A 17,602-nucleotide genomic window follows, 5' to 3' on the forward strand; every position below is an offset into this window, starting at 1 on the left:
GCCCGTGCCGGTGTGGCACGGGCTGGCCCCGGCGCATGTCAGGCGTCGGTCATGATCTTGCCGGTCTCCAGCAGCGACTTGAGGTCGCTGAGGACCCAGGCCCATCCGCCGCCACCCTCGGCGCCGGCCTCGGTGTTGCCGCGGATCATGGTGGCGGTGGCCGGCGCGCCCGGCGTGTCGTGGGTGATGGTGACCCGCTGGACGCCGGCGCCGGCCTCCTCGATCTCCCAGGTGAGCGTCGTGAACGGCTCGGCCCCGGTGGTCGGGTCCATCAGCATCCGCCAGGTCTGCACCAGGCGCCGCGGCGGCTCGGACTCCAGCACCTCGCCGTCCAGGATGACCTCCGGCATCGGGAACCCGTTCGCCTCGGCGTAGTCCCGCATGCCCTGGTTCGGGGTGGAGTGGAACTTCCCGCCCTTCTTCAGCTCGAAGAACTGGGGCGCGGCATACCCGTACTTCTCGTTCCACGCGGGGTCGGTGATGGCCTGCCAGATCTTTTCGGCCGGCGCCTTGATCCAGATGCGGAAGACCTGGGTGTCGCTCATGACTCTTCCTCCAGCGTTCGCTTGAGATCGATCAGTGCGGTGACGTGTTGCTCGGTGAACTTGTCGATCCACCGGTCGTGGATCTGCCGGATCGGCACCGGATTGAGGAAGTGCAGCTTCTCCCGGCCGGAACGGCGCACGACGACGAGACCCGCCTCCTCCAGCACCCGCAGATGCTTGGCGACGCCGAACCGGGTCATCTCCAGCTCGGCCTCCAGCTCCGACTGCGTGCGGCCGTCACGCGCGAAGAGCAGGTCGAGCAGAAAGCGGCGGCTCGGGTCGGCCAGAGCCTTGAAAACCCGATCGTCGTCAGTCATGACGCTAAGTTATGTGACCATTTGGTCACCTGTCAAGCCCGGGCCGAGACCAGCATCCGTTCGGGGTAGCCCCCGAAGTGCCGGAACGGGAGAATCCGCGGATGCCGCTGAACGCGTACCTGGCCGGCTTCCGTCCCCCGCCCGACCCGGCCGTCCTCGCCGACGCCACCGGCTGGAGCACCGACCCGGAGTTCTGGCCCGCCTACCTGGTGGTGGCCGGCGGCTCCTGGACGGCGCCGCTGTCGTTCGACGCCGATCCGGCCGACGTGGAGCAGTACGCGGACGCGTTGCACGACGACGGGACTTGGCCGTACATCACCGTCGACCTGCACCGGGACCACCGGCTGCACATCCTGTTCCGCAACTACGAGGACGACTACGGCCTGGACTACCTGCTCCAGCCGGCCGGTTCCGAGGCGTTGATCACGGCCGTCGCGCTGGAGGGCTGCTTTGTCGGGCCGGCGGTCTCCTGGGACGAACTGGCCACCTTCGCGGACCGGCCGGACGCGCTCCTGCTGCTTCTGCCGATGCTGGGCGCGGGCGGCGTACCCCCTGGGTCGGAAGGAACGGTGACCGCCGCGCTGACCGCGGTGGGCATCCGCCGTAACCGCCGGAAGGTCGCCCGGGAACTGCTCACTCCGAGTAAGCGGATGTGGGGTCCGGTCGAGTGGGCGGAGGGGATGTGCCTGGGCCGGTACAGCCCGCGCGACCCCTTGTGCCCGCCGGAGCGCCAGGCGTTGTTCGCCGAGGCCTTCGGCGGAAAGTGATCATCGAGCGGGCTACGCTCCGCCCGTGTGGCCTTTCAACAGGGGGCGGTCCGCCGCCGAAGAGGAAGTTCCGGAGTTCGCCCACTTCCTGGGTGACGCGGCGGCCGAGCGCCTGCGTTTCGTGCTGCGCAAACGTGACTGGGACACGGCCCGGGCGATCCTCTCCACCGACGATCCGGAGCACCGGTCCTACTACATCCGGATCGCGGCCGGCACTCTCGGCATCGAGAAGTGGATCAGCGGGCCGATCCGGGAGGATCCCGATTCGGACCTGCCGCTGCTGATCAAAGCGTGTCACATGGTCAGCTGGTCCTGGGAGCTGCCCGGCGCCGCCACCGACGGCACGGCGACGTCCGCCGACAAGGAGTCCATGGCCGAGCACCTGCGGCGGGCCGAGGCGATCCTGGACGAGGTACTGGAACGGAACCCGCGCGACGCCGACGCCTGGATGTACAAGCTGGAGGCGAGCCGCGTCCAGGGGCTGCCCCAGGTGGAGCGGTGGCGCCGCTTCGAGCGCCTGATCGAGGCCGACCCCACCCACTGGTTCGGTCACGAGGAGATGCTCTGGTGCCTGCGGCCGGACTGGGGCGGCAACACCCCGGCGATGTTCGACTTCGCCCGCACCCGGGCCGCGGCTTGTCCCGGGACGCATGTGCCCACCCTGGTGGTCCTGGCGCACCGGGCCCACACATGGCATCTGGCGAAGGCGAAGAATCCCGGGAAGGCCGACCGCTCTCTCGATCTCACCTACTACGAGAACGAGAAGGTGATGAACGACATCTGGAACGCCTCCCAGCTCTCGGTCTGGCACGACGACTACCGGGAGACCCTGCTGACGCCGATCGCCTGGAACAACTTCGCCTTCGCCTTCACCTACGGCGACTACCACAAGCCGGCGTGGAGCCTCTACGAGGCGATGGGTGCGGACTGGATCACCGAGCACCCGTGGGACGACGTCGACTTCTTCGTGAAGTCCAAGGCCTACACCCAGGACAACCTGGACGACTAGCGCTCGCGGACCCGTTCGGCGATCGCCCGGCCGAGCTCCGCGGTCGTGCCCTTGCCGTGCAGGTCGGGGGTGAGCGGCGCCCCGCCCGGCCCGTGTGCCAGGACGTCCTCGATCGCGCCGAGCAGGTGCGCGGCTGCCTCCGGGTGTCCCAGGTGGTCGAGCATCATCGAGCCGCACCAGATCTGGCCGACCGGGTTGGCGATGCCCTGCCCGGCGATGTCCGGCGCCGAGCCGTGCACCGGCTCGAACAGGCTGGGGTGCAGGCCGTCCGGGTTGATGTTGGCGCTCGGGGCGATGCCGAGCGTGCCGGTGCAGGCCGGGCCGAGGTCGGACAGGATGTCGCCGAACAGGTTGCTGGCCACCACCACGTCGAACCGGCCGGGGTGCAGGACGAACAGTGCGGCCAGCGCGTCGATGTGGAACCTGTCCACCCGTACGTCCGGGAACCGCTCGCCCATCGCGGCGACCCGCTCGTCCCAGTACGGCATCGAGATGGAGATCCCGTTGCTCTTGGTGGCCGAGGTGAGGTGCTTCCTGGGGCGGCGTTCGGCCTGCTCGAACGCGTATCTCAGGACCCGGTCGACGCCGATCCTGGTCATCACCGTCTCCTGCAGCACGGTCTCCCGCTCGGTGCCCTCGAAGATCCGGCCGCCGACGCTGGAGTACTCACCCTCGGTGTTCTCCCGGACCACCAGGAAGTCGATGTCACCGGGCTCGCGGCCGGCGAGCGGGCTGCGCACGCCGGGCATCAGCCGGCAGGGGCGCAGATTCACATACTGATCGAAGGTGCGGCGGAACTGGAGCAGGCTGCCCCAGAGCGAGATGTGGTCGGGCACCACCTCGGGCCAGCCGACCGCGCCGAAGAAGATCGCGTCGAAGCCGCGCAGCGTCGCCTCCCAGTCGGCCGGCAGCATCGTGCCGTGCCGCTGCCAGTAGTCGGCGCTGGCGAACCCGAAGTCGGTGAACTCCAGGCGCAGGCCGAACCGCCCGGCGGTCGCCTCCAGGGCCTCGATCCCGGCCGGGACGACCTCCTTGCCGATGCCGTCGCCCGGGATGACGGCGATCCGGTGCGTGGTCATCGGCTCTCCCGCAGTGCTTCGAGCCCGCCCTGTGAGTCGGCCAGGGCGATCCGCTCGGCGGCGGCCGAGTCACCCGCGCGCAGCGCCCGGACCAGGGCCCGGTGACTGGTGTAACGCTCCAGCCCGAACGTCTCGTCCTCGTGCACCCGCTGGAGCAGCAGCTCCCGCCGCCGGGGCCGGGAGAACACCCGGCTCTGATCGAGCATCCGGGTCAGCACCGGGTTGTGGGCGCACGCGTCCACCGTGTCGTTGAACTCCTGCATGGTGTCGAGCAGGGCGGTGAGATGACGGTCGATCGGGCGGTCGTGGCGCCGGTGCTCCTTGAGCAGGATCAGCAGGTCGTCGGCCCGGTCCAGGATCTCGTCGAGCGCGTCCAGCTGGGCGGCGGTGGCGTGCCGGGCGGCGAACCGGGCGACCAGGCCACGCAGGCCGACCTCGACCTCGGCCAGGTCGTCGATGGCGGCGTCACGGATCGCGGCGACCAGGACCGTGCGCGGGCCGATCCGCTCGATGAGCCCGTCGAGCTCCAGCCGGCGCAGTGCCTCGCGCACCGGGGTCGGGCTGATCGCCAGGCGCTCGGCGACACCGCGCTCGGTCACCTTCTCCCCGGGGGCCAGCTCACCCGAGGCGATGGCCGTGCGGACATGTCGATAAGCCTGGTCAGCGAGGGTCTCGGCGACTGTCATGACCGCACTGTAGCGCATGCCATGGCGAACTACGTTTGCAACTGTTGACGGTTTTGCTGTAGCAAATTAGCGTGACGCCGGACACGCGGAGGCGACATGGCCGAAACTCGAAAGATCACTTTCTTCATCGCGCTGACCCTGTTCGCACAGGAGTCGACCTGGAACTTCTACGACAACCAGGTGCCGGCGCTGCTGCGCGACCACGTCGCGAGTGCCGCTCTCGTCGGCGTGCTGATGGGCATGGACAACCTGCTGGGGATCTTCATCCAGCCGTGGATCGGCAACCGGTCCGACAACACCCGGACCCGGTGGGGGCGGCGCATCCCCTATCTGGCGGTCGGCATGCCGGTCGCCGCACTGCTCTTCCTGCTGCTGCCCTGGGCCACGTCGCTGACCGTGCTGATCGTGGTGATGGTCGCCTACGCCCTGATCATGAACACCATGCGGCCGCTCGCCGAGGCGCTCACCCCGGACTTCATCGCACCCGAGCGCCGCGGCCGGACCAACGCCGTCGTCAAGATCGCCGCGTCGCTGACCATCATCGTGGCCTCGCTGATCAGCCTCTTCGTCGTCGACGACCACCCGCGGGCGGCGTTCGCGATCCCGGCCGCGATCCTGCTCGCGGTCACCCTGGTCCTGATCGCCAAGGTTCGTGACAACGAGTCACCGGGCTACCGGGCGGCGGTGGCCGAGGACGGCACCGGCGAGGCCGGCACACCGCTGCGCGGAGTGCTCGCCGACCTGGTCACCAGCCGGGACCGCCGCCGCGTGCTCCTGCTGCTCACCGTCTTCCTGTTCGGCGGGGCCTGGTTCGCGTCGAGGTCACTGATGACCCCGTACGGCATGGAGGCCCTTGACCTGACCCGCGGTGAGGCCGGCGGCCTGACCCTGCCCAGCGGCGTCGCCTTCCTGGTCGCCGCCTATCCGGCCGCGCTCGCGGCCGAGCGCTTCGGCAGGCTGCGGGTGATCGCGATCGGCATGGCGGTCTTCGCCGGCGCCCTCGTCGCCGGCACCCTCACGCAGTCGGCGACCGGCACGATCGTGGCCCTCTGCGTCGGTGCCGCCGGCGCGGCCGGCTTCTCGATCAACGCGGCCGTCGCGCTCTGGAACCTCGCACCGTCCAGCCGGATGCTCGGCGCCTACACCGGCCTCTACCCGGTCACCTGGTACCTCGGCGGATTCGCCGGCCCGGCCCTGATCGGCGGCGCGGTCGACCTGCTCGGCTGGCGCTGGATGCTGCTCGCCACCGCCGTGCTGGCCTTCCTCGCCGTGGCGGTGGTGCTCCGCCTGGCCCGTCTACAGAGAGCACACGTATGAAGATCCTCATCACCACCGACTACCTGACCCCGGGCGACGAGGTGGACACCTATCTCACCGGCCGGGGCTTCACCACCCGGCACGACCCGATGCGCGGCGCCCGGCGCCCGGAGGACCTGATCAAGGCCCTGACCGGCGTCGACGGCGCGCTGATCGCCAACGAGCCGATGACCGCCGACGTGCTGGCCGCCGCACCGCGGCTGCGGGCCGTCGTCCGGACCGGGGTCGGCTACGACTCGGTCGACGTGCCGGCCGCGACCCGCCTCGGCATCAGCGTCAGCAACCTGCCCGGCATCAACGCCAACGCCGTCGCCGAATACACCATCGGGCTGATGCTGGCCCAGGCCAGGCGTCTGGTCCAGGTGGCTGCCGGGGTCCGGGCCGGATCATGGCCGAGACAGCAGGGGTACGAACTCCGCGGAAAAACCGTGGGACTGATCGGCCGGGGTCCGGTCGCCCGGCACGTGGTCCCGCTGGCCACCGCGTTCGGGATGACAGTGCTCTGCACCGGCGACATCACCGGCGCGCGGCAGGCCGGCTTGGACGAGCTGCTGGAACTGTCCGACTACGTGTCGATCCACACCGCGCTCACCGGCCGTACCCGGCATCTGATCGACGCCGCCGCACTCGCCCGGATGAAGCCGGCCGCCCACCTGATCAACACCGCCCGCGGCCCGATCGTCGACGAATCCGCCCTGGCCGAAGCGGTCCGCGCCGGCCGGATCGCCGGAGCCGCCCTCGACGTGACCGACGTCGAGCCGCTGCCCGCCGGCAGCGCCCTGCGGGGGGTCGACGGGATCACCGTCTACTCACACATGGGCGGCCAGACCGCCGAGGCCCGCCGCGACTCCGGCATCGACGGCGCCCGCGAACTGGTCGCCGCACTCGCCGGACGACCGGCAACGTCGATCAACGCCCACCTCATCCCGGCTCTGCAGGGAGGAAACCCATGAAAGACACCGATGCGGTACGCGTGATGGTGCCCACCGGAATGCTGGGCGGCGGATTCCCGCCCGAGACCGTCACCCGTGGCCTGGAACTCGGTGCCGACGTGATCGCCGTCGACGGCGGCTCCACCGACTCCGGCCCCTACTATCTCGGCGCGGGAGTCGCCAAGACCGCCCGCGCCGCCGTCGCCCGCGACATGCGCCTGCTCCTGCGGGCCGCCGCCTCCGCCGGGATCCCGTTGATCATCGGATCGTGCGGGACCAGCGGGACCGACTCCGGCGTGGACTGGGTCGCCGGGATCACCCGCGAGATCCTCGCCGAGGAGGGCCTGGAGCTGACGGTGGCGACCATCTACAGCTCCCAGAAGGCCTCCGACCTGGCCGGACTGCCGATCCGGCCGCTGCCGCCGGCCGGCCCGCTCGACGCCGCGGTCCTGGAGAGCTGCGAGAACATCGTCGGGATGATGGGCCACGAGCCGATCGTCGCGGCCCTCGAGGCCGGCGCCGGCGTGGTGCTCGCCGGCCGGGCCACCGACACCGCCGTGGCCGCCGCGTTCCCGCTGATGAAGGGCATGCCGCCCGGGCCGGTGTGGCACGCGTCGAAGATCGTCGAGTGCGGCGGCCAGTGCACGACCAACCCGCGGGCCGGGGGAGTGCTGGCCACGATCGACGCCGACGGCTTCACCATCGAACCGCTCGACCCGGCGGTCGCCTGCACACCCACGTCGGTGGCCGCCCACATGCTGTACGAGACGGTCAACCCGTTCACCATGCGGGAGCCGGCCGGCACCATCGAGGTGGGCGACGCCGTCTACACGGCACTCGACCCCCGCCGGGTCCGCGTCACCGGCTCCCGGTTCGCGCTCGCCGACCAGCACACCATCAAGCTGGAGGGCGCCCGGATCACCGGCTATCAGACCATGTCCTTCACGGCGATCCGCGACCCGCACATCCTCGGCCAGATCGACACCTGGGCCGCCCTGCTGCGCCGGATGATCACCGAGTGGGTGTCGACCACGCTCGCCCTGGGCCCCGCCGACTACTCCTTCGACATCCGCCTCTACGGCTACGACGCGATCCTGCGGAAGCTCGACCCGTCACCGGTGCCGCCGCGCGAGGTGGGCGTGATGCTGCTGGTGCAGGCGCCCTCGCAGGAGACCGCCACGGCTGTCGCCAAGGTCGCCAACCCGCTGATGCTGCACCTGCCCACGCCGGACATGGACTACCTGCCCAGCCTGGCGTTCGCCACCTCACCGGCCGAGACCGAACGGGGGGCGGCGTACGAGTTCGTGCTCAACCACGTCGTCGAGGTCGACTCGCCGACCAGCCTGTTCCGCATCCACCTGCCGTCGTCCCCATCGTCCCTGCCGTCGCCGTCGCCGTCGCCGTCGCTGTCCCCGTCCTCGTCGCCGTCCCCGTCCTCGTCGTCGTTTTCGGAGGAGACCCGATGATCCCGATCACCGCACGAGTCGTGTCCGATCTCGCCCATGAGGTCCGCTCCAAGAACGCCGGCCCGTTCTGGGTCACCCTGGAGATCTTCGTCCACGACGCCGCCGGCTACGCCGTGGTGGCCGACCCGGGTTTCCTGAACGAGCCGGTGATCGCCGCCCTCTACGCGATCGAGGACGTCCGGACGATCCAGATGTTCCGCATCCCGGAACTGAACGTCGTCAAGATCTCGTTCCCCCGTCCGGTGACGCAGGGAAGCCTCCTCGACCGCGACATCCACGCCGGCCAGCACCACGTACCGCTGGCGCTCCTGCCGTTGCCGTCCTGATCATCCGTTCGATGGCAGCGCTGCCAAGGAGTGGTCCCGCCACCAGGCATCATCGCGACCCTCGCGATGTGCCGCCGGGGCGCGCCGGCCCGCAGGCCGGCGCGCGTCCTCCTACCCGGCGGAGGCCGACGGTGCCGGGCTGCCGGCCGCCGGCGGGGCGTTCACGCAGGACTCGTACGCCTCCTTGTAGTCCTTGTCCGTGGTGATCTCACCCTTCACCACACGGAAGACCTGGCCCTGCCGCCAGTAGCCGGCCGGCGCGCCCGTGGTGGCATCGACGGGCCACAGTCTCGTCCCGTCCGGGCAGTCGATCGCGGCGATCGACTGGACCACGCCCTCCTTGTTGGCACAGCCGGTCTGGTCATCGAATCCGGTGACCGGCTTGTCGGGAACGAACACGTCGCTGCATGCAGGCAGAGCGGCTTGCGACTCGACGGTCGCTGCTGATGCCTTGGGCGCGGCGGCGTCGTCGGCCGGGGCCGGGCTGGAACACCCCGCCAGAGCGACCAGTGCAAAAGCACCAATGACGTGACCTGCCCTCATGTATCCACTCCTCTACGCGTGGGGCAAATGGGGCGAACGGTAATAGCCGCCGATCACCCGCTGTCGCACACGCAGTCCGCACCCCAGCCCTCTGCCCCGACCGGATTCGCCTGATTCGCCCCGCCGTCGATGGCCGCGGAGCCTCCCAAACCTGACAAACGGTCAAGGATGTCCCCACGGACGGCCGACCACCGAACCCGTCACGCGCCGCCCCGCGGTGGGGGCGCCGGTGCGGTGTGATCACAATGCGCAGGCCGGATCATCGAAGTCGTCGCCCCGAGGAATCGCATTGAGAACCTTCACCCGCCTGCTCGCGGCCATGGCGGCGGTGGGCGTTCTCGCTGCCTGTGAAGCCGGTGACACGACGCCGACGGCCTCGGCTCCGCCGATTGCCGAGTCCGGGGTACCCGCGCCGGTGACGTCAGGCTCGTGCGGCCTGGAGAGTCCGCCGCGCGGACTGCTCAAGACGGAGGACGGCTGGTCCGCGGCTGAACTCGACGCGTGGTCGCAGAACGCGTACCAGCTCGACGAGACGTGCGACAGCGGGCCGGCATGGCCGCGCGACTGCGACCTGTTCGCCGGCCTGCTCCTCGAAGGATGGCCCGGTTACCGCACCGAGGGCGTCCACCACATCGCCGGAATCAGCCTCCTGAACACGTCCGGGAGCACCATCGAGGAACGGGTCCTGCTGTTCCGCACACCCGGCAGCAACGGCCGCCGCCTGCTCGCCGACCAGGCGAAAGCCTGCAAAGCCACCCAGCGGTCCCTCTCGAAGGATGCGGTGCTCCACGAGTTCCCGGTCCAGCAAGGCAGGCGCCGCTTCCTGGTGATCGATCAGACCCTGGCGATCCAGCTCGCCGTTCCCGAGGGCGTGGACGCCCCCGGTTTGATCGAGACGGCCCGCCGCCGAGCGCGAGACGGCACGTGACCCATCTGTTGACGCCGTTCCTACTATAATCATAGTAGGAACGGCGAAGGGGTGTGCGATGCGCGGTCGGCGATGGTTTCTCGCGGCACTCGTGCTGACCGCCGTGGTCAGTGCGGCTCTCCTGGTGCTTCCGTTGTATGCGTACGAGACGGCGACGGGGCCCGCCGCTTCGTCCGGCGAGGTGGGCGCCGGTTACTCGTACGAGCGTGGCCATCGGAGCCTGCTGGCGGTGGAGGGTCCCGGCGTGGCGTTCCTGCTGGCGGTGCCGGTCCTCGTGTCCGGCCTGCCGGTGCTGGTGCGTGGGCGGCGGCAGCGGCTCGCGGGCTGGGTCAGCACCGCGCTGCTGAGCGTCGGTGTGCTGGTCGGGATCGCCTCGATCGGACTCTTCTACCTGCCGGGCGTGCTGCTGTCGGCGATCGGTACGGCGCTCAGCAGAACCGAGTAGGGGCCGCACATGACGCAGATCGTGATCATCACGCTGGGTACCAGGGGCGATGTGGTGCCGTACGCATCCCTCGGCGCGGCGCTGGCGGCCACCGGCGACCGGGTGCGTATCGCGACCCACGAGTCGCTGCGCCGCCACGTGCTGGAGGCCGGGCTCGACTTCGCCGCACTGCCGGTCGACCTGCCCGCCGACGAGCCGTTGACCGCGTCGCGGCTCGCCCGGCTGCTCGCCGCCCGCTGGCTCGACCTGGGCCAGGCGATCGCCGCGGCCGCGCGCGACGCGGATCTGCTGCTGCTCGCCCCGATGGGCTGGCTCGGCTACCACGTCGCCGAGGCGACCGGCGCCGCGAGCATGGGCGCCTTCCTCCAGCCGCTCGAACCGACGACGGCGTTCCCGCCGCCGCTGGTGACCACCCGCTCGCTGGGTGGCTGGGCCAATCTGCACACCGCACGCGCGTTCCGCCTGCTGGGTCAAGCGCCCTTCGCCCGGCCCGCTGCCGAGTTCCGGCGTCGACTCGGGCTGCCGCCGTTGACCCCGGCGGCGATGTTCCGCCGGATGGACCGCGATCGTTGGCCGGTGCTCTACGGCTTCAGCTCACACGTGGTGCCGGCACCGGCGGACTGGCCCGCACACCGGCCGATGACCGGTTACTGGTGGCCGCGGCCCGGGGCGGGGCTCTCCCCACGGCTGCGGGACTTCCTCGACGCCGGCGAGCCACCGGTCTTCCTCGGCTTCGGCAGCATGGTCGCGCCGGGCGTACCCGACGTCGTAGAAGAGGCCCTCGCCCGGCTCGGCCCGCGGCGGATCGTCGTGCAGCGCGGTGCCGCCGACCTGTCCACCACCCGCGCCGACATCCTGGTGGTCGGCGACGAACCGCACGCCGAACTGTTTCCGCGGGTATCCGTCGTGGTGCACCACGCGGGAGCGGGCACCACGGCGGCCGCGCTGCGCGCCGGAGTCCCGGCCGTCACCGTGCCGTTCACCGCGGACCAGCCGTTCTGGGCACACCGGGTCACCGACCTGCGCGCCGGACCGGCACCGGTGCCGCTGCGCCGGCTCAGCGCCGGGCGGCTCGCCGAGGCGATCGAGGCAGCGGACGCCTACCGTCCGGGTGCCGCGCGGGTGGCCGACCGGCTCGCCGCGGAGGACGGCCTGGCCGCCGCGGTGGAGCAGGTCCGCCGGCTGGGTCGCTCGGTACAGTGAGCCGTGCCCTCCGCCACCGCCGTCCGCGTGACCGACGCGGCCCTTCAGGTGCTCGGCACAGGCGGCTTGCACGCTCTGAGCCACGCGCGCGTCGACGCGACCGCCGGGCTGCCGGCCGGTTCCACGTCCAACTATTTCCGCACCAGGGCCGCGCTCGTGGAGTCGGCGGTGGTCCGGCTGCGCGAGCTCGACGCCGCCGACTGGGAGGCCACGCTGGCCGCCGGCCCGCCCCACCATCCGGCTCAACTCGCCGATATGTACGCCCGCTTCGTCGATGACGCCACCGGAGCCGCGCGTATCCGTACGATCGCCCGGTATGTGATTTTTGTGCAGGGAGTGGTGCAGCCGGACCTGCTCGAGTCGCTGAACGCCGATCGGCGTCTGCTCGTCGACTGGACGGCCCAGGTGTTGCGGTCGTTCGATGTGCCACAGGCGACGGCCACCGCGGAGACCCTGCTGGCCGCAGTCGAGGGTTTGATCATGCATCGCTTGACCAGTTTCGTGACGGCCCCGGCCGGCCCGGAGGTGCACCGGCTGGTCGACGCCCTGTGCCGCCGGGTGTGACGCTTGCCGAGGCGTTCCGGATTCGGAGTCGCCGTGATGGGATCGTCGCCGTGGCAACCCATCACGGCGACGACTGGGAGTTCGGCCAGGACTTCGCCGACCTCGTCGAATACGCGAAGGCGGAGGGCGCCGAGGGCTACGAGGTGCACGAGGTCCGGCTGTGCGAGTGCGCGTCGTGCGGCGGCCACGTGTTCGGTCTGCACGGCGACCTCACGGAGAACACGGCGAAACGTCTGTGCCGTGGGTGCGGCCAGGAGCATTTCATCGCAGACAGCGGCGACTACTGGGACGAGAGCAGAACCGGCGTCATGGTCTGCGAGTGCGATGGGGACGACGACGAAGAGGACTTCAACATCGCGGTCGGCTATTCGCTCTACGAAGGCGGCGACGGCATCCGGGCACTCGCCATCACCAGCCGCTGTGTCGCGTGCGGCCGACTCGGCTACTGGGACGACTGGATGGTCCGCGGCGGCGACATCCACCTCCTGAATCGCGCCTAGGCTCGCCTATCGATCCGTTCCTGGGCCACTCGCGTGGCGCTGTCTTGACCTGGCCAGGTACAACCCGTCTGGTAGCGCTCGCATGTCGATGAATGATCGAGATCGGGCCCGTACCGCGGTGTGGTGATCATTCGGGTGCGGCGTGGAGGCGGCGTGGAGATTCCTGAGTGGGCACGCAGGCCTCCCCGGCCTCCCGGACCACCGTTGCGGGATTTCGGTGGCTGGGTCGCGTACCTGGTGGCGCCGGTGATGTTGAGGTTCTGGCTCAATCGTGGTGAGCCACCGGAACGACGCACCAGCGTGGATGATTTCCGGCAGGATGTGCGGCGCGGTCCGGTCGACTCGGGTGGCATGGAGACCGCGAACGCGGTACGAGCGGTCGCCTGGGTGTTCACGTGCACCGTATCGGTGCTGCTGTTCGCGGCCATGACGTTGGTACGGAGAGGAGTGCCGTCTCTGGCCTCCTTCACGGCGGTTCCGGAAGCGACATTGGTCGGTATCAGCATGCTCGCCGCCGGTGCCGGCATCGCCAGCGGAGCCCGGTGGACGCTTTCGTCGGCCTTGGAGAACCGGGTGGACGCTTCGTGCGACCGAGCTGCGCCGGGCACACGCCCCCGTGGTCTGGCGGTGTGGTTGTGCATGCCGTCGAACGTCGATCTTCTCTTCGCTCTGACCTGGGCGGCATGCTTCACACCCGCACTGCTGGATCCGCCGGGATAGCGAACCTCAACACGGTTGAGCGTGAGAACGAGGTCTTGAGCACAATCCGTGCCGTCCCCGGTCAGGGCCGGGACTACCCCGGAGCACCCGGTCGCCCGAGTGCTCGCGTTCGCCGAGCAGATGCCGCCCGATACGTGGCGTTGATCACGGTCGCTGCAATCTCCGGCACATCGGCAGCAACATCGTGGCGCCAGCGCCCGTGAGCTGATGCTCCGGATGGGTCACGCGAGCATGCGTGTGGCGTTGAGCTATCAGCACGCGAGGCATGAGCGGTACCGCAAGATCGCCGCGAGCACACACAAGCGGATCGTCAAGGGAACGAAGCCCCGGCAAGCGCGGAGCGCAGCAAGCCGACAGAAGGCGGCGCCAAGCTCGGCAAGCGCAGGCAGGATGCGAACCGGGACTCCTAATGGCACGCAAGATCATCCGGGTGGGTGAATGACGAAGGCCCAGACCAGCGAAACCACCGCTGACCTGGGCCTTCATGTTGGAGCGGGCGACGAGAATCGAACTCGCGTAATCAGTTTGGAAGATCGCTGCGACCTGTCATGATCCGCCCGAATTGCCTGCTCAGAGGCCCTGCCCGACTACCCGATCATGACCGCTGGAGACCGCTAATGGCATGGAGAGATGGCACGCTCCTGGCATGGTCCGCGGTGCTCGACCGTCGCGGCAACGTCCCGCTCACGGTGACCACCCGAGCCGGTGGCAAGCCGCGAAGCGGCGCGGCAGCAACTTCACGGTGACCATCCGGCGTGCGGCAGCAATGTACCTTCGTGAGCCGTTCGTATCGATGATCTTCGGAGGTAGTGATTCGTGGGTGCTGGAACGGAGTCGCGGGCAGTGGGTCGCCGGATGCTCGATCGACTGTTCGTCGACGGGCAGGCCGCGGTGTCAGCCGGCAAGCACGGCATTCAGACCCCACCGGTCGAGGGAGCACCACGCTGGGGCCTATCGGTTCTGCTCCGCCCCGACCCGGCATCGGCCGAGAACCTGGCCCGTACGGCGCATGAGGCGGCCAGCATCGCTGGCGGTCGTCAGTGGATAACCGGCGCGAAGGACAGCGTGCATCTGACCATGCGCACGTTGGAACCCTGGCGGGAAACGATCGCATCCGATGACGTCCTCATGAACCGGTACGCCCATGCGCTCGCCGTGGCGGCCGCCCAAGTCGGGCCGCTGAGATTCGATGTCGTTGGGCTGACCCTGACGCCAGGGTCGGTGATGGCTCACGCGGTACCGGTCGACGAACAGGCGGACCGGCTCGCCGACGCCTACACCAGCGCGCTCGGTGAGAACGGCTGGTATGAGAACAACCGCGGCATCCTCCGAGACTTCTGGTACCTGAACTTGCTCCACTTCGCGGATGCCATTCAGCACCCCGAACAGCTCATCACCTGGATAACGGAGCGCCGCGACCACGACATCGCCACCGTCGTCGTCGATGAGGTGCAGCTCGTCCAGTGGCGGTACTCGGGCAGCGGCATGCACCCTGTGCCAGTCACGACAGCACGCCTCATCTGACCTGCGGCAAAGGCGTTCAAGGGCGGCCCAGGTCGGATTCATGCGGGAGCCGCCACGGCCGAGCGCGCGGTACGCCTTGCCTCATGGCCGCGGAGCGGTCAATGTGAACCTCCGCCATTGGCAGCATGCGCGCCAAGCAGGCAGATCGCTGTGGATCTTCCGACGCCACACGTAGCGTCCGAGAGGTGACGACTGACGATGGAAGTGAGCCGGTTCAGTTCGACCTGATCATCTCGTCGAAGGCGATCGACGGGCCGGAGTTTGATCAGCAGACAGCTCTGATCAGGTCGAGTGGCGCCGGTTTCGACACCTACTCGAAGACGTGGCGCCTTCCCCTGGAACACGCGCTGGCCGGTGATGAGCCTGCACTTGAAATCCTCTTTCGGGCCGCTCGTGACTACGGCGCCTCCGTCTGGCTGAGGCGGCGGCAACCAAGTCAGGGCTTCTTTCGTACGCCTGAGTAGTGGCCGGTGCGCCGGCCGATGCCGGGCGGAGCCCGCCAGCAGGCCGAGCGCGACCGGCCGCGCCGCGCTTGCGCGGCGCCTTGATCCGAAAGAGATCGTTTCGGCAACGAATCTTCTTTTGTTCATTGTCCTCCGTCGACTGATGTGCGACACGCGTTCGCCAGGTGATCTGCGACAGCGGTCTGTTTCGGCACCCTGTGCTCGACGTCTCCGCGGGGCGTCTGTGCTTCGGGAGGCCGGGATTGGCTCTGGTTGTCTTGTCGGTTGTCGAGCAGCGTTTGGACGCGGTTCGTGCGGTGCTGGCGGGTGCGGATGTCACCGAAGTCGCTGCCAGCGTGGGGGTGCACCGGTCGACGGTTCACCGGTGGATGGGTCGTTATCTGAGTGAGCAGCTGGCCGGGCTGGTGGATCGGTCGCATCGGCCGCATTCGTCGCCGGCTCAGGTCGAGGACGCGGTCGAGGTCGTGGTGGCGGAGATGCGCCGGCAGCATCCGCGGTGGGGGTCACGGCGGATCCGGCTGGAGATGCTGCGCGGTCCGGGGCCGTGGTTCCGCGGGGACCTTGCGGTGCCGTCAGAGCGGACCATCGACCGGATCCTGCAGCGGCAGGGTCTGCTGCGGTCCCGGCCCCGCAAGCGGGCCAAGGACTCGTTCGTGCGGTGGGAACGACCGGCGGCGATGCAGTTGTGGCAGATGGACATCGTCGGCGGTGTCCGCCTGGTCGACCCGGCCACCGGCGTGTTGCGGGAAGCGAAGCTGGTCACCGCGGTCGACGACCATTCCCGGTTCTGTGTGATCGCCAAGGTCGTCGAACGGGCGACCGCGCGGGCGGTGTGTCTGGCGCTGGCAGAGGCATTGTCCCGGTTCGGCGTCCCCGAGGAGATCATCACCGACAACGGCAAGCAGTTCACCGACCGGTTCGGCAAGTACCGGCCCCGCACCGGCGAGGTCCTGTTCGACAAGATCTGCCGCAAGAACGGGATCACGCACCGGCTCACCGCACCGGCCTCACCGAACCAGAACGGCAAGGTCGAACGTTTCCACGGCACCCTGCGCCCGGAACTGCTCGACACCGCCGGCCCGTTCGTGAGCGTGGCCGACGCCCAGGCCGCGGTCGACGACTACGTGCGCCACTACAACACCGACCGGCCCCACCAGGGCCTGGACATCAAAACGCCGGTCACTCCCGGCGACCGGTTCCAGCCGGCACCCGCCGATCAGCAAGGACTGCTGGACCTGTGGCTGCCCGCCACCCTGGCCCCGGTCCCCGCCCCGGAGCCAGCCGAAGCCGAACAGGCCGATCCGGCTCCGGTGCCGATCCCGGTGGCCTACTGCGGTGGCCCGGTCGAGTTCGACCGGGTGGTACCGGCCTCGGGCAACATGATGGTGTGCCAGCGGCAGTTCTGGATGGGCACCGCCCGAGCCGGGACCGTGACCCGGATCTGGGCCGACTGCGACCTGATCCACGTCATGATCGCCGGAGTCCGAATCAAGACCGTCCGATCCCATCTGAGCGTCACTGACCTGGCCACACTCGTCGCTCAGGGCGCCGTCCCGGCCGGGCCGTCACCACTGCCACCGATCGCCGAGGGTGACGCCGTCGAGGTCGAACGCAGCGTCAGCCGCAACGGCTGTGTCTCGCTGGGCCAGCACATCGTCCTGGCCGCGGAGATCCTCGGCGGCCGCCGGGTGGGGATCCGGATCGAGCCGGCCACCCTGATGTTCTACGACCTCGACACCCGCGAGCTGCTGCGCACCCGCGCCAACCCGCTGACCCCGGACCAGGTCAAACGGCTGCGTGGCGCGCGCCCGGCCGGACCACCGCCACGCCCGTCGGCCGAGCCGATCCGGGTCCAGCGACGGGCCTCCAACAGCGGCGTGATCATGGTCGTCGGCCAGAAGATCGCCCTCGGCCGGCACTACCGCCACCGCACCCTGACCGTGAACGTCTCCGACACCACCCTCGCCATCGAGCTCGACGACGGCGACGTCAAAGTCGTGCGACGCACCAACAGCCAACCGGTCCGTAGCATCAAGGGCCAGCGACCGCGGATCGCTACCCAAATTTCCTAGACCACCTGTCGCGCATCACCTGGCGGATCCGCGTCGCACATCAGTTGTCGGGTCACAATCTTCTTTTGTTCAGGTGGAGCGCGATGTTCGGACGAAGCTCTAGCGCCTCAATAGGGCATCCTGTACTTTGAGTCACAATATGACTACGGATGTGCTAGCCAGTCGCCCAGCGGTAGATCCTGGCAATGACTTTGA

The 17,602-nt window shown here is 69.4% G+C and carries 20 protein-coding genes; 15 read left to right on the top strand and 5 right to left on the bottom strand.

Annotated features, from left to right (window positions below; all coding sequences use genetic code 11):
• Positions 1-38: 38 nt before the first annotated feature.
• Positions 39-545: an SRPBCC domain-containing protein gene (locus ACFO0C_RS48530; protein ID WP_378073738.1), complete on the bottom strand. Its 507-nt coding sequence runs from the start codon at positions 543-545 to the stop codon at positions 39-41.
• A complete protein-coding gene (locus ACFO0C_RS48535; RefSeq protein ID WP_378073739.1) occupies positions 542-862 on the bottom strand; it encodes an ArsR/SmtB family transcription factor in 321 nt (106 codons plus the stop codon). The genes ACFO0C_RS48530 and ACFO0C_RS48535 overlap by 4 nt, the downstream gene beginning before the upstream one ends.
• Before the next feature lie 101 nt (positions 863-963).
• Here ACFO0C_RS48535 and ACFO0C_RS48540 point away from each other — a divergent pair, with 101 nt between their 5' ends.
• Positions 964-1,629: a hypothetical protein gene (locus tag ACFO0C_RS48540; RefSeq protein WP_378073741.1), complete on the top strand. Its 666-nt coding sequence runs from the start codon at positions 964-966 to the stop codon at positions 1,627-1,629.
• A gap of 25 nt (positions 1,630-1,654) precedes the next feature.
• Complete coding sequence (locus ACFO0C_RS48545; protein ID WP_378073743.1) at positions 1,655-2,638, top strand: hypothetical protein; 984 nt, start codon at positions 1,655-1,657, stop codon at positions 2,636-2,638.
• Here ACFO0C_RS48545 and ACFO0C_RS48550 read toward each other — a convergent pair.
• On the bottom strand, positions 2,635-3,717 hold the full coding sequence (locus tag ACFO0C_RS48550; RefSeq protein ID WP_378073744.1) for a tartrate dehydrogenase: 1,083 nt from the start codon (positions 3,715-3,717) through the stop codon (positions 2,635-2,637). The genes ACFO0C_RS48545 and ACFO0C_RS48550 overlap by 4 nt on opposite strands.
• Positions 3,714-4,403, bottom strand: coding sequence for a GntR family transcriptional regulator (locus ACFO0C_RS48555; protein WP_378073746.1), 690 nt, complete (start codon positions 4,401-4,403; stop codon positions 3,714-3,716). The genes ACFO0C_RS48550 and ACFO0C_RS48555 overlap by 4 nt, the downstream gene beginning before the upstream one ends.
• 96 nt (positions 4,404-4,499) lie before the next feature.
• On the opposite strand from ACFO0C_RS48555, the gene ACFO0C_RS48560 reads away from it, so the two are divergent.
• Genes ACFO0C_RS48560 through ACFO0C_RS48575 form a run of 4 tightly spaced genes read left to right on the top strand, consistent with a single transcriptional unit; the run spans position 4,500 to position 8,444 of the window.
• Positions 4,500-5,720 (top strand): MFS transporter, encoded by a 1,221-nt coding sequence (locus ACFO0C_RS48560; RefSeq protein WP_378073748.1) that lies wholly within the window; start codon positions 4,500-4,502, stop codon positions 5,718-5,720.
• Positions 5,717-6,673 (top strand): phosphoglycerate dehydrogenase, encoded by a 957-nt coding sequence (locus ACFO0C_RS48565; protein ID WP_378073749.1) that lies wholly within the window; start codon positions 5,717-5,719, stop codon positions 6,671-6,673. The genes ACFO0C_RS48560 and ACFO0C_RS48565 overlap by 4 nt, the downstream gene beginning before the upstream one ends.
• Positions 6,670-8,118 (top strand): acyclic terpene utilization AtuA family protein, encoded by a 1,449-nt coding sequence (locus ACFO0C_RS48570; protein WP_378073750.1) that lies wholly within the window; start codon positions 6,670-6,672, stop codon positions 8,116-8,118. Before ACFO0C_RS48565 ends, ACFO0C_RS48570 begins: the two co-directional genes overlap by 4 nt.
• Complete coding sequence (locus ACFO0C_RS48575) at positions 8,115-8,444, top strand: DUF4387 domain-containing protein (RefSeq protein WP_378073752.1); 330 nt, start codon at positions 8,115-8,117, stop codon at positions 8,442-8,444. The genes ACFO0C_RS48570 and ACFO0C_RS48575 overlap by 4 nt, the downstream gene beginning before the upstream one ends.
• Positions 8,445-8,555: 111 nt before the next feature.
• On the opposite strand, the gene ACFO0C_RS48580 is transcribed toward ACFO0C_RS48575, so the two are convergent.
• Positions 8,556-8,987, bottom strand: a complete 432-nt coding sequence (locus tag ACFO0C_RS48580; RefSeq protein WP_378073753.1) for a hypothetical protein — start codon at positions 8,985-8,987, stop codon at positions 8,556-8,558.
• A gap of 289 nt (positions 8,988-9,276) precedes the next feature.
• Between ACFO0C_RS48580 and ACFO0C_RS48585 the strand changes: the two genes are divergently transcribed.
• The 9 genes from ACFO0C_RS48585 to ACFO0C_RS48625 all read left to right on the top strand — a co-directional run bounded on the left by ACFO0C_RS48585 (position 9,277) and on the right by ACFO0C_RS48625 (position 17,407).
• Positions 9,277-9,915 (top strand): hypothetical protein, encoded by a 639-nt coding sequence (locus ACFO0C_RS48585; protein ID WP_378073755.1) that lies wholly within the window; start codon positions 9,277-9,279, stop codon positions 9,913-9,915.
• Positions 9,916-9,973: 58 nt separating this feature from the next.
• Positions 9,974-10,360 carry a hypothetical protein gene (locus tag ACFO0C_RS48590; RefSeq protein ID WP_378073756.1) on the top strand — a complete coding sequence of 129 codons (387 nt, stop codon included), beginning with the start codon at positions 9,974-9,976 and terminating at the stop codon, positions 10,358-10,360.
• Between the two features lie 9 nt (positions 10,361-10,369).
• The gene (locus ACFO0C_RS48595) at positions 10,370-11,563 is read left to right on the top strand and encodes a glycosyltransferase (RefSeq protein WP_378073757.1); all 1,194 of its coding nucleotides are present in this window, start codon (positions 10,370-10,372) and stop codon (positions 11,561-11,563) included.
• Between the two features lie 3 nt (positions 11,564-11,566).
• Entirely contained in the window at positions 11,567-12,127 is a 561-nt protein-coding gene (locus tag ACFO0C_RS48600) for a TetR/AcrR family transcriptional regulator (protein ID WP_378073758.1), read from the top strand.
• A gap of 50 nt (positions 12,128-12,177) precedes the next feature.
• Positions 12,178-12,627, top strand: coding sequence for a hypothetical protein (locus ACFO0C_RS48605; RefSeq protein ID WP_378073760.1), 450 nt, complete (start codon positions 12,178-12,180; stop codon positions 12,625-12,627).
• Positions 12,628-12,864: 237 nt separating this feature from the next.
• Positions 12,865-13,347 (top strand): hypothetical protein, encoded by a 483-nt coding sequence (locus ACFO0C_RS48610; RefSeq protein WP_378073762.1) that lies wholly within the window; start codon positions 12,865-12,867, stop codon positions 13,345-13,347.
• A gap of 855 nt (positions 13,348-14,202) precedes the next feature.
• The gene (locus tag ACFO0C_RS48615; RefSeq protein WP_378073763.1) at positions 14,203-14,871 is read left to right on the top strand and encodes a hypothetical protein; all 669 of its coding nucleotides are present in this window, start codon (positions 14,203-14,205) and stop codon (positions 14,869-14,871) included.
• A gap of 185 nt (positions 14,872-15,056) precedes the next feature.
• A complete protein-coding gene (locus tag ACFO0C_RS48620; protein ID WP_378073765.1) occupies positions 15,057-15,335 on the top strand; it encodes a hypothetical protein in 279 nt (92 codons plus the stop codon).
• 197 nt (positions 15,336-15,532) lie between these two features.
• Positions 15,533-17,407 carry an IS481 family transposase gene (locus ACFO0C_RS48625; protein ID WP_378073767.1) on the top strand — a complete coding sequence of 625 codons (1,875 nt, stop codon included), beginning with the start codon at positions 15,533-15,535 and terminating at the stop codon, positions 17,405-17,407.
• Positions 17,408-17,602 lie beyond the last annotated feature (195 nt).

Origin of the sequence: Actinoplanes subglobosus (assembly GCF_042650585.1) — a bacterium.
Taxonomy (GTDB): domain Bacteria; phylum Actinomycetota; class Actinomycetes; order Mycobacteriales; family Micromonosporaceae; genus Actinoplanes; species Actinoplanes subglobosus.

Excerpts from the sequence above, each read along its gene's own strand:
- ACFO0C_RS48530 (WP_378073738.1), bottom strand. The coding sequence starts at position 545 with ATGAGCGACACCCAGGTCTTCCGCATCTGGATCAAGGCGCCGGCCGAA.
- ACFO0C_RS48535 (WP_378073739.1), bottom strand. The coding sequence starts at position 862 with ATGACTGACGACGATCGGGTTTTCAAGGCTCTGGCCGACCCGAGCCGC.
- ACFO0C_RS48540 (WP_378073741.1), top strand. The coding sequence starts at position 964 with ATGCCGCTGAACGCGTACCTGGCCGGCTTCCGTCCCCCGCCCGACCCG.
- ACFO0C_RS48550 (WP_378073744.1), bottom strand. The coding sequence starts at position 3,717 with ATGACCACGCACCGGATCGCCGTCATCCCGGGCGACGGCATCGGCAAG.
- ACFO0C_RS48555 (WP_378073746.1), bottom strand. The coding sequence starts at position 4,403 with ATGACAGTCGCCGAGACCCTCGCTGACCAGGCTTATCGACATGTCCGC.
- ACFO0C_RS48560 (WP_378073748.1), top strand. The coding sequence starts at position 4,500 with ATGGCCGAAACTCGAAAGATCACTTTCTTCATCGCGCTGACCCTGTTC.
- ACFO0C_RS48565 (WP_378073749.1), top strand. The coding sequence starts at position 5,717 with ATGAAGATCCTCATCACCACCGACTACCTGACCCCGGGCGACGAGGTG.
- ACFO0C_RS48570 (WP_378073750.1), top strand. The coding sequence starts at position 6,670 with ATGAAAGACACCGATGCGGTACGCGTGATGGTGCCCACCGGAATGCTG.
- ACFO0C_RS48575 (WP_378073752.1), top strand. The coding sequence starts at position 8,115 with ATGATCCCGATCACCGCACGAGTCGTGTCCGATCTCGCCCATGAGGTC.
- ACFO0C_RS48580 (WP_378073753.1), bottom strand. The coding sequence starts at position 8,987 with ATGAGGGCAGGTCACGTCATTGGTGCTTTTGCACTGGTCGCTCTGGCG.
- ACFO0C_RS48590 (WP_378073756.1), top strand. The coding sequence starts at position 9,974 with ATGCGCGGTCGGCGATGGTTTCTCGCGGCACTCGTGCTGACCGCCGTG.
- ACFO0C_RS48595 (WP_378073757.1), top strand. The coding sequence starts at position 10,370 with ATGACGCAGATCGTGATCATCACGCTGGGTACCAGGGGCGATGTGGTG.
- ACFO0C_RS48615 (WP_378073763.1), top strand. The coding sequence starts at position 14,203 with ATGCTCGATCGACTGTTCGTCGACGGGCAGGCCGCGGTGTCAGCCGGC.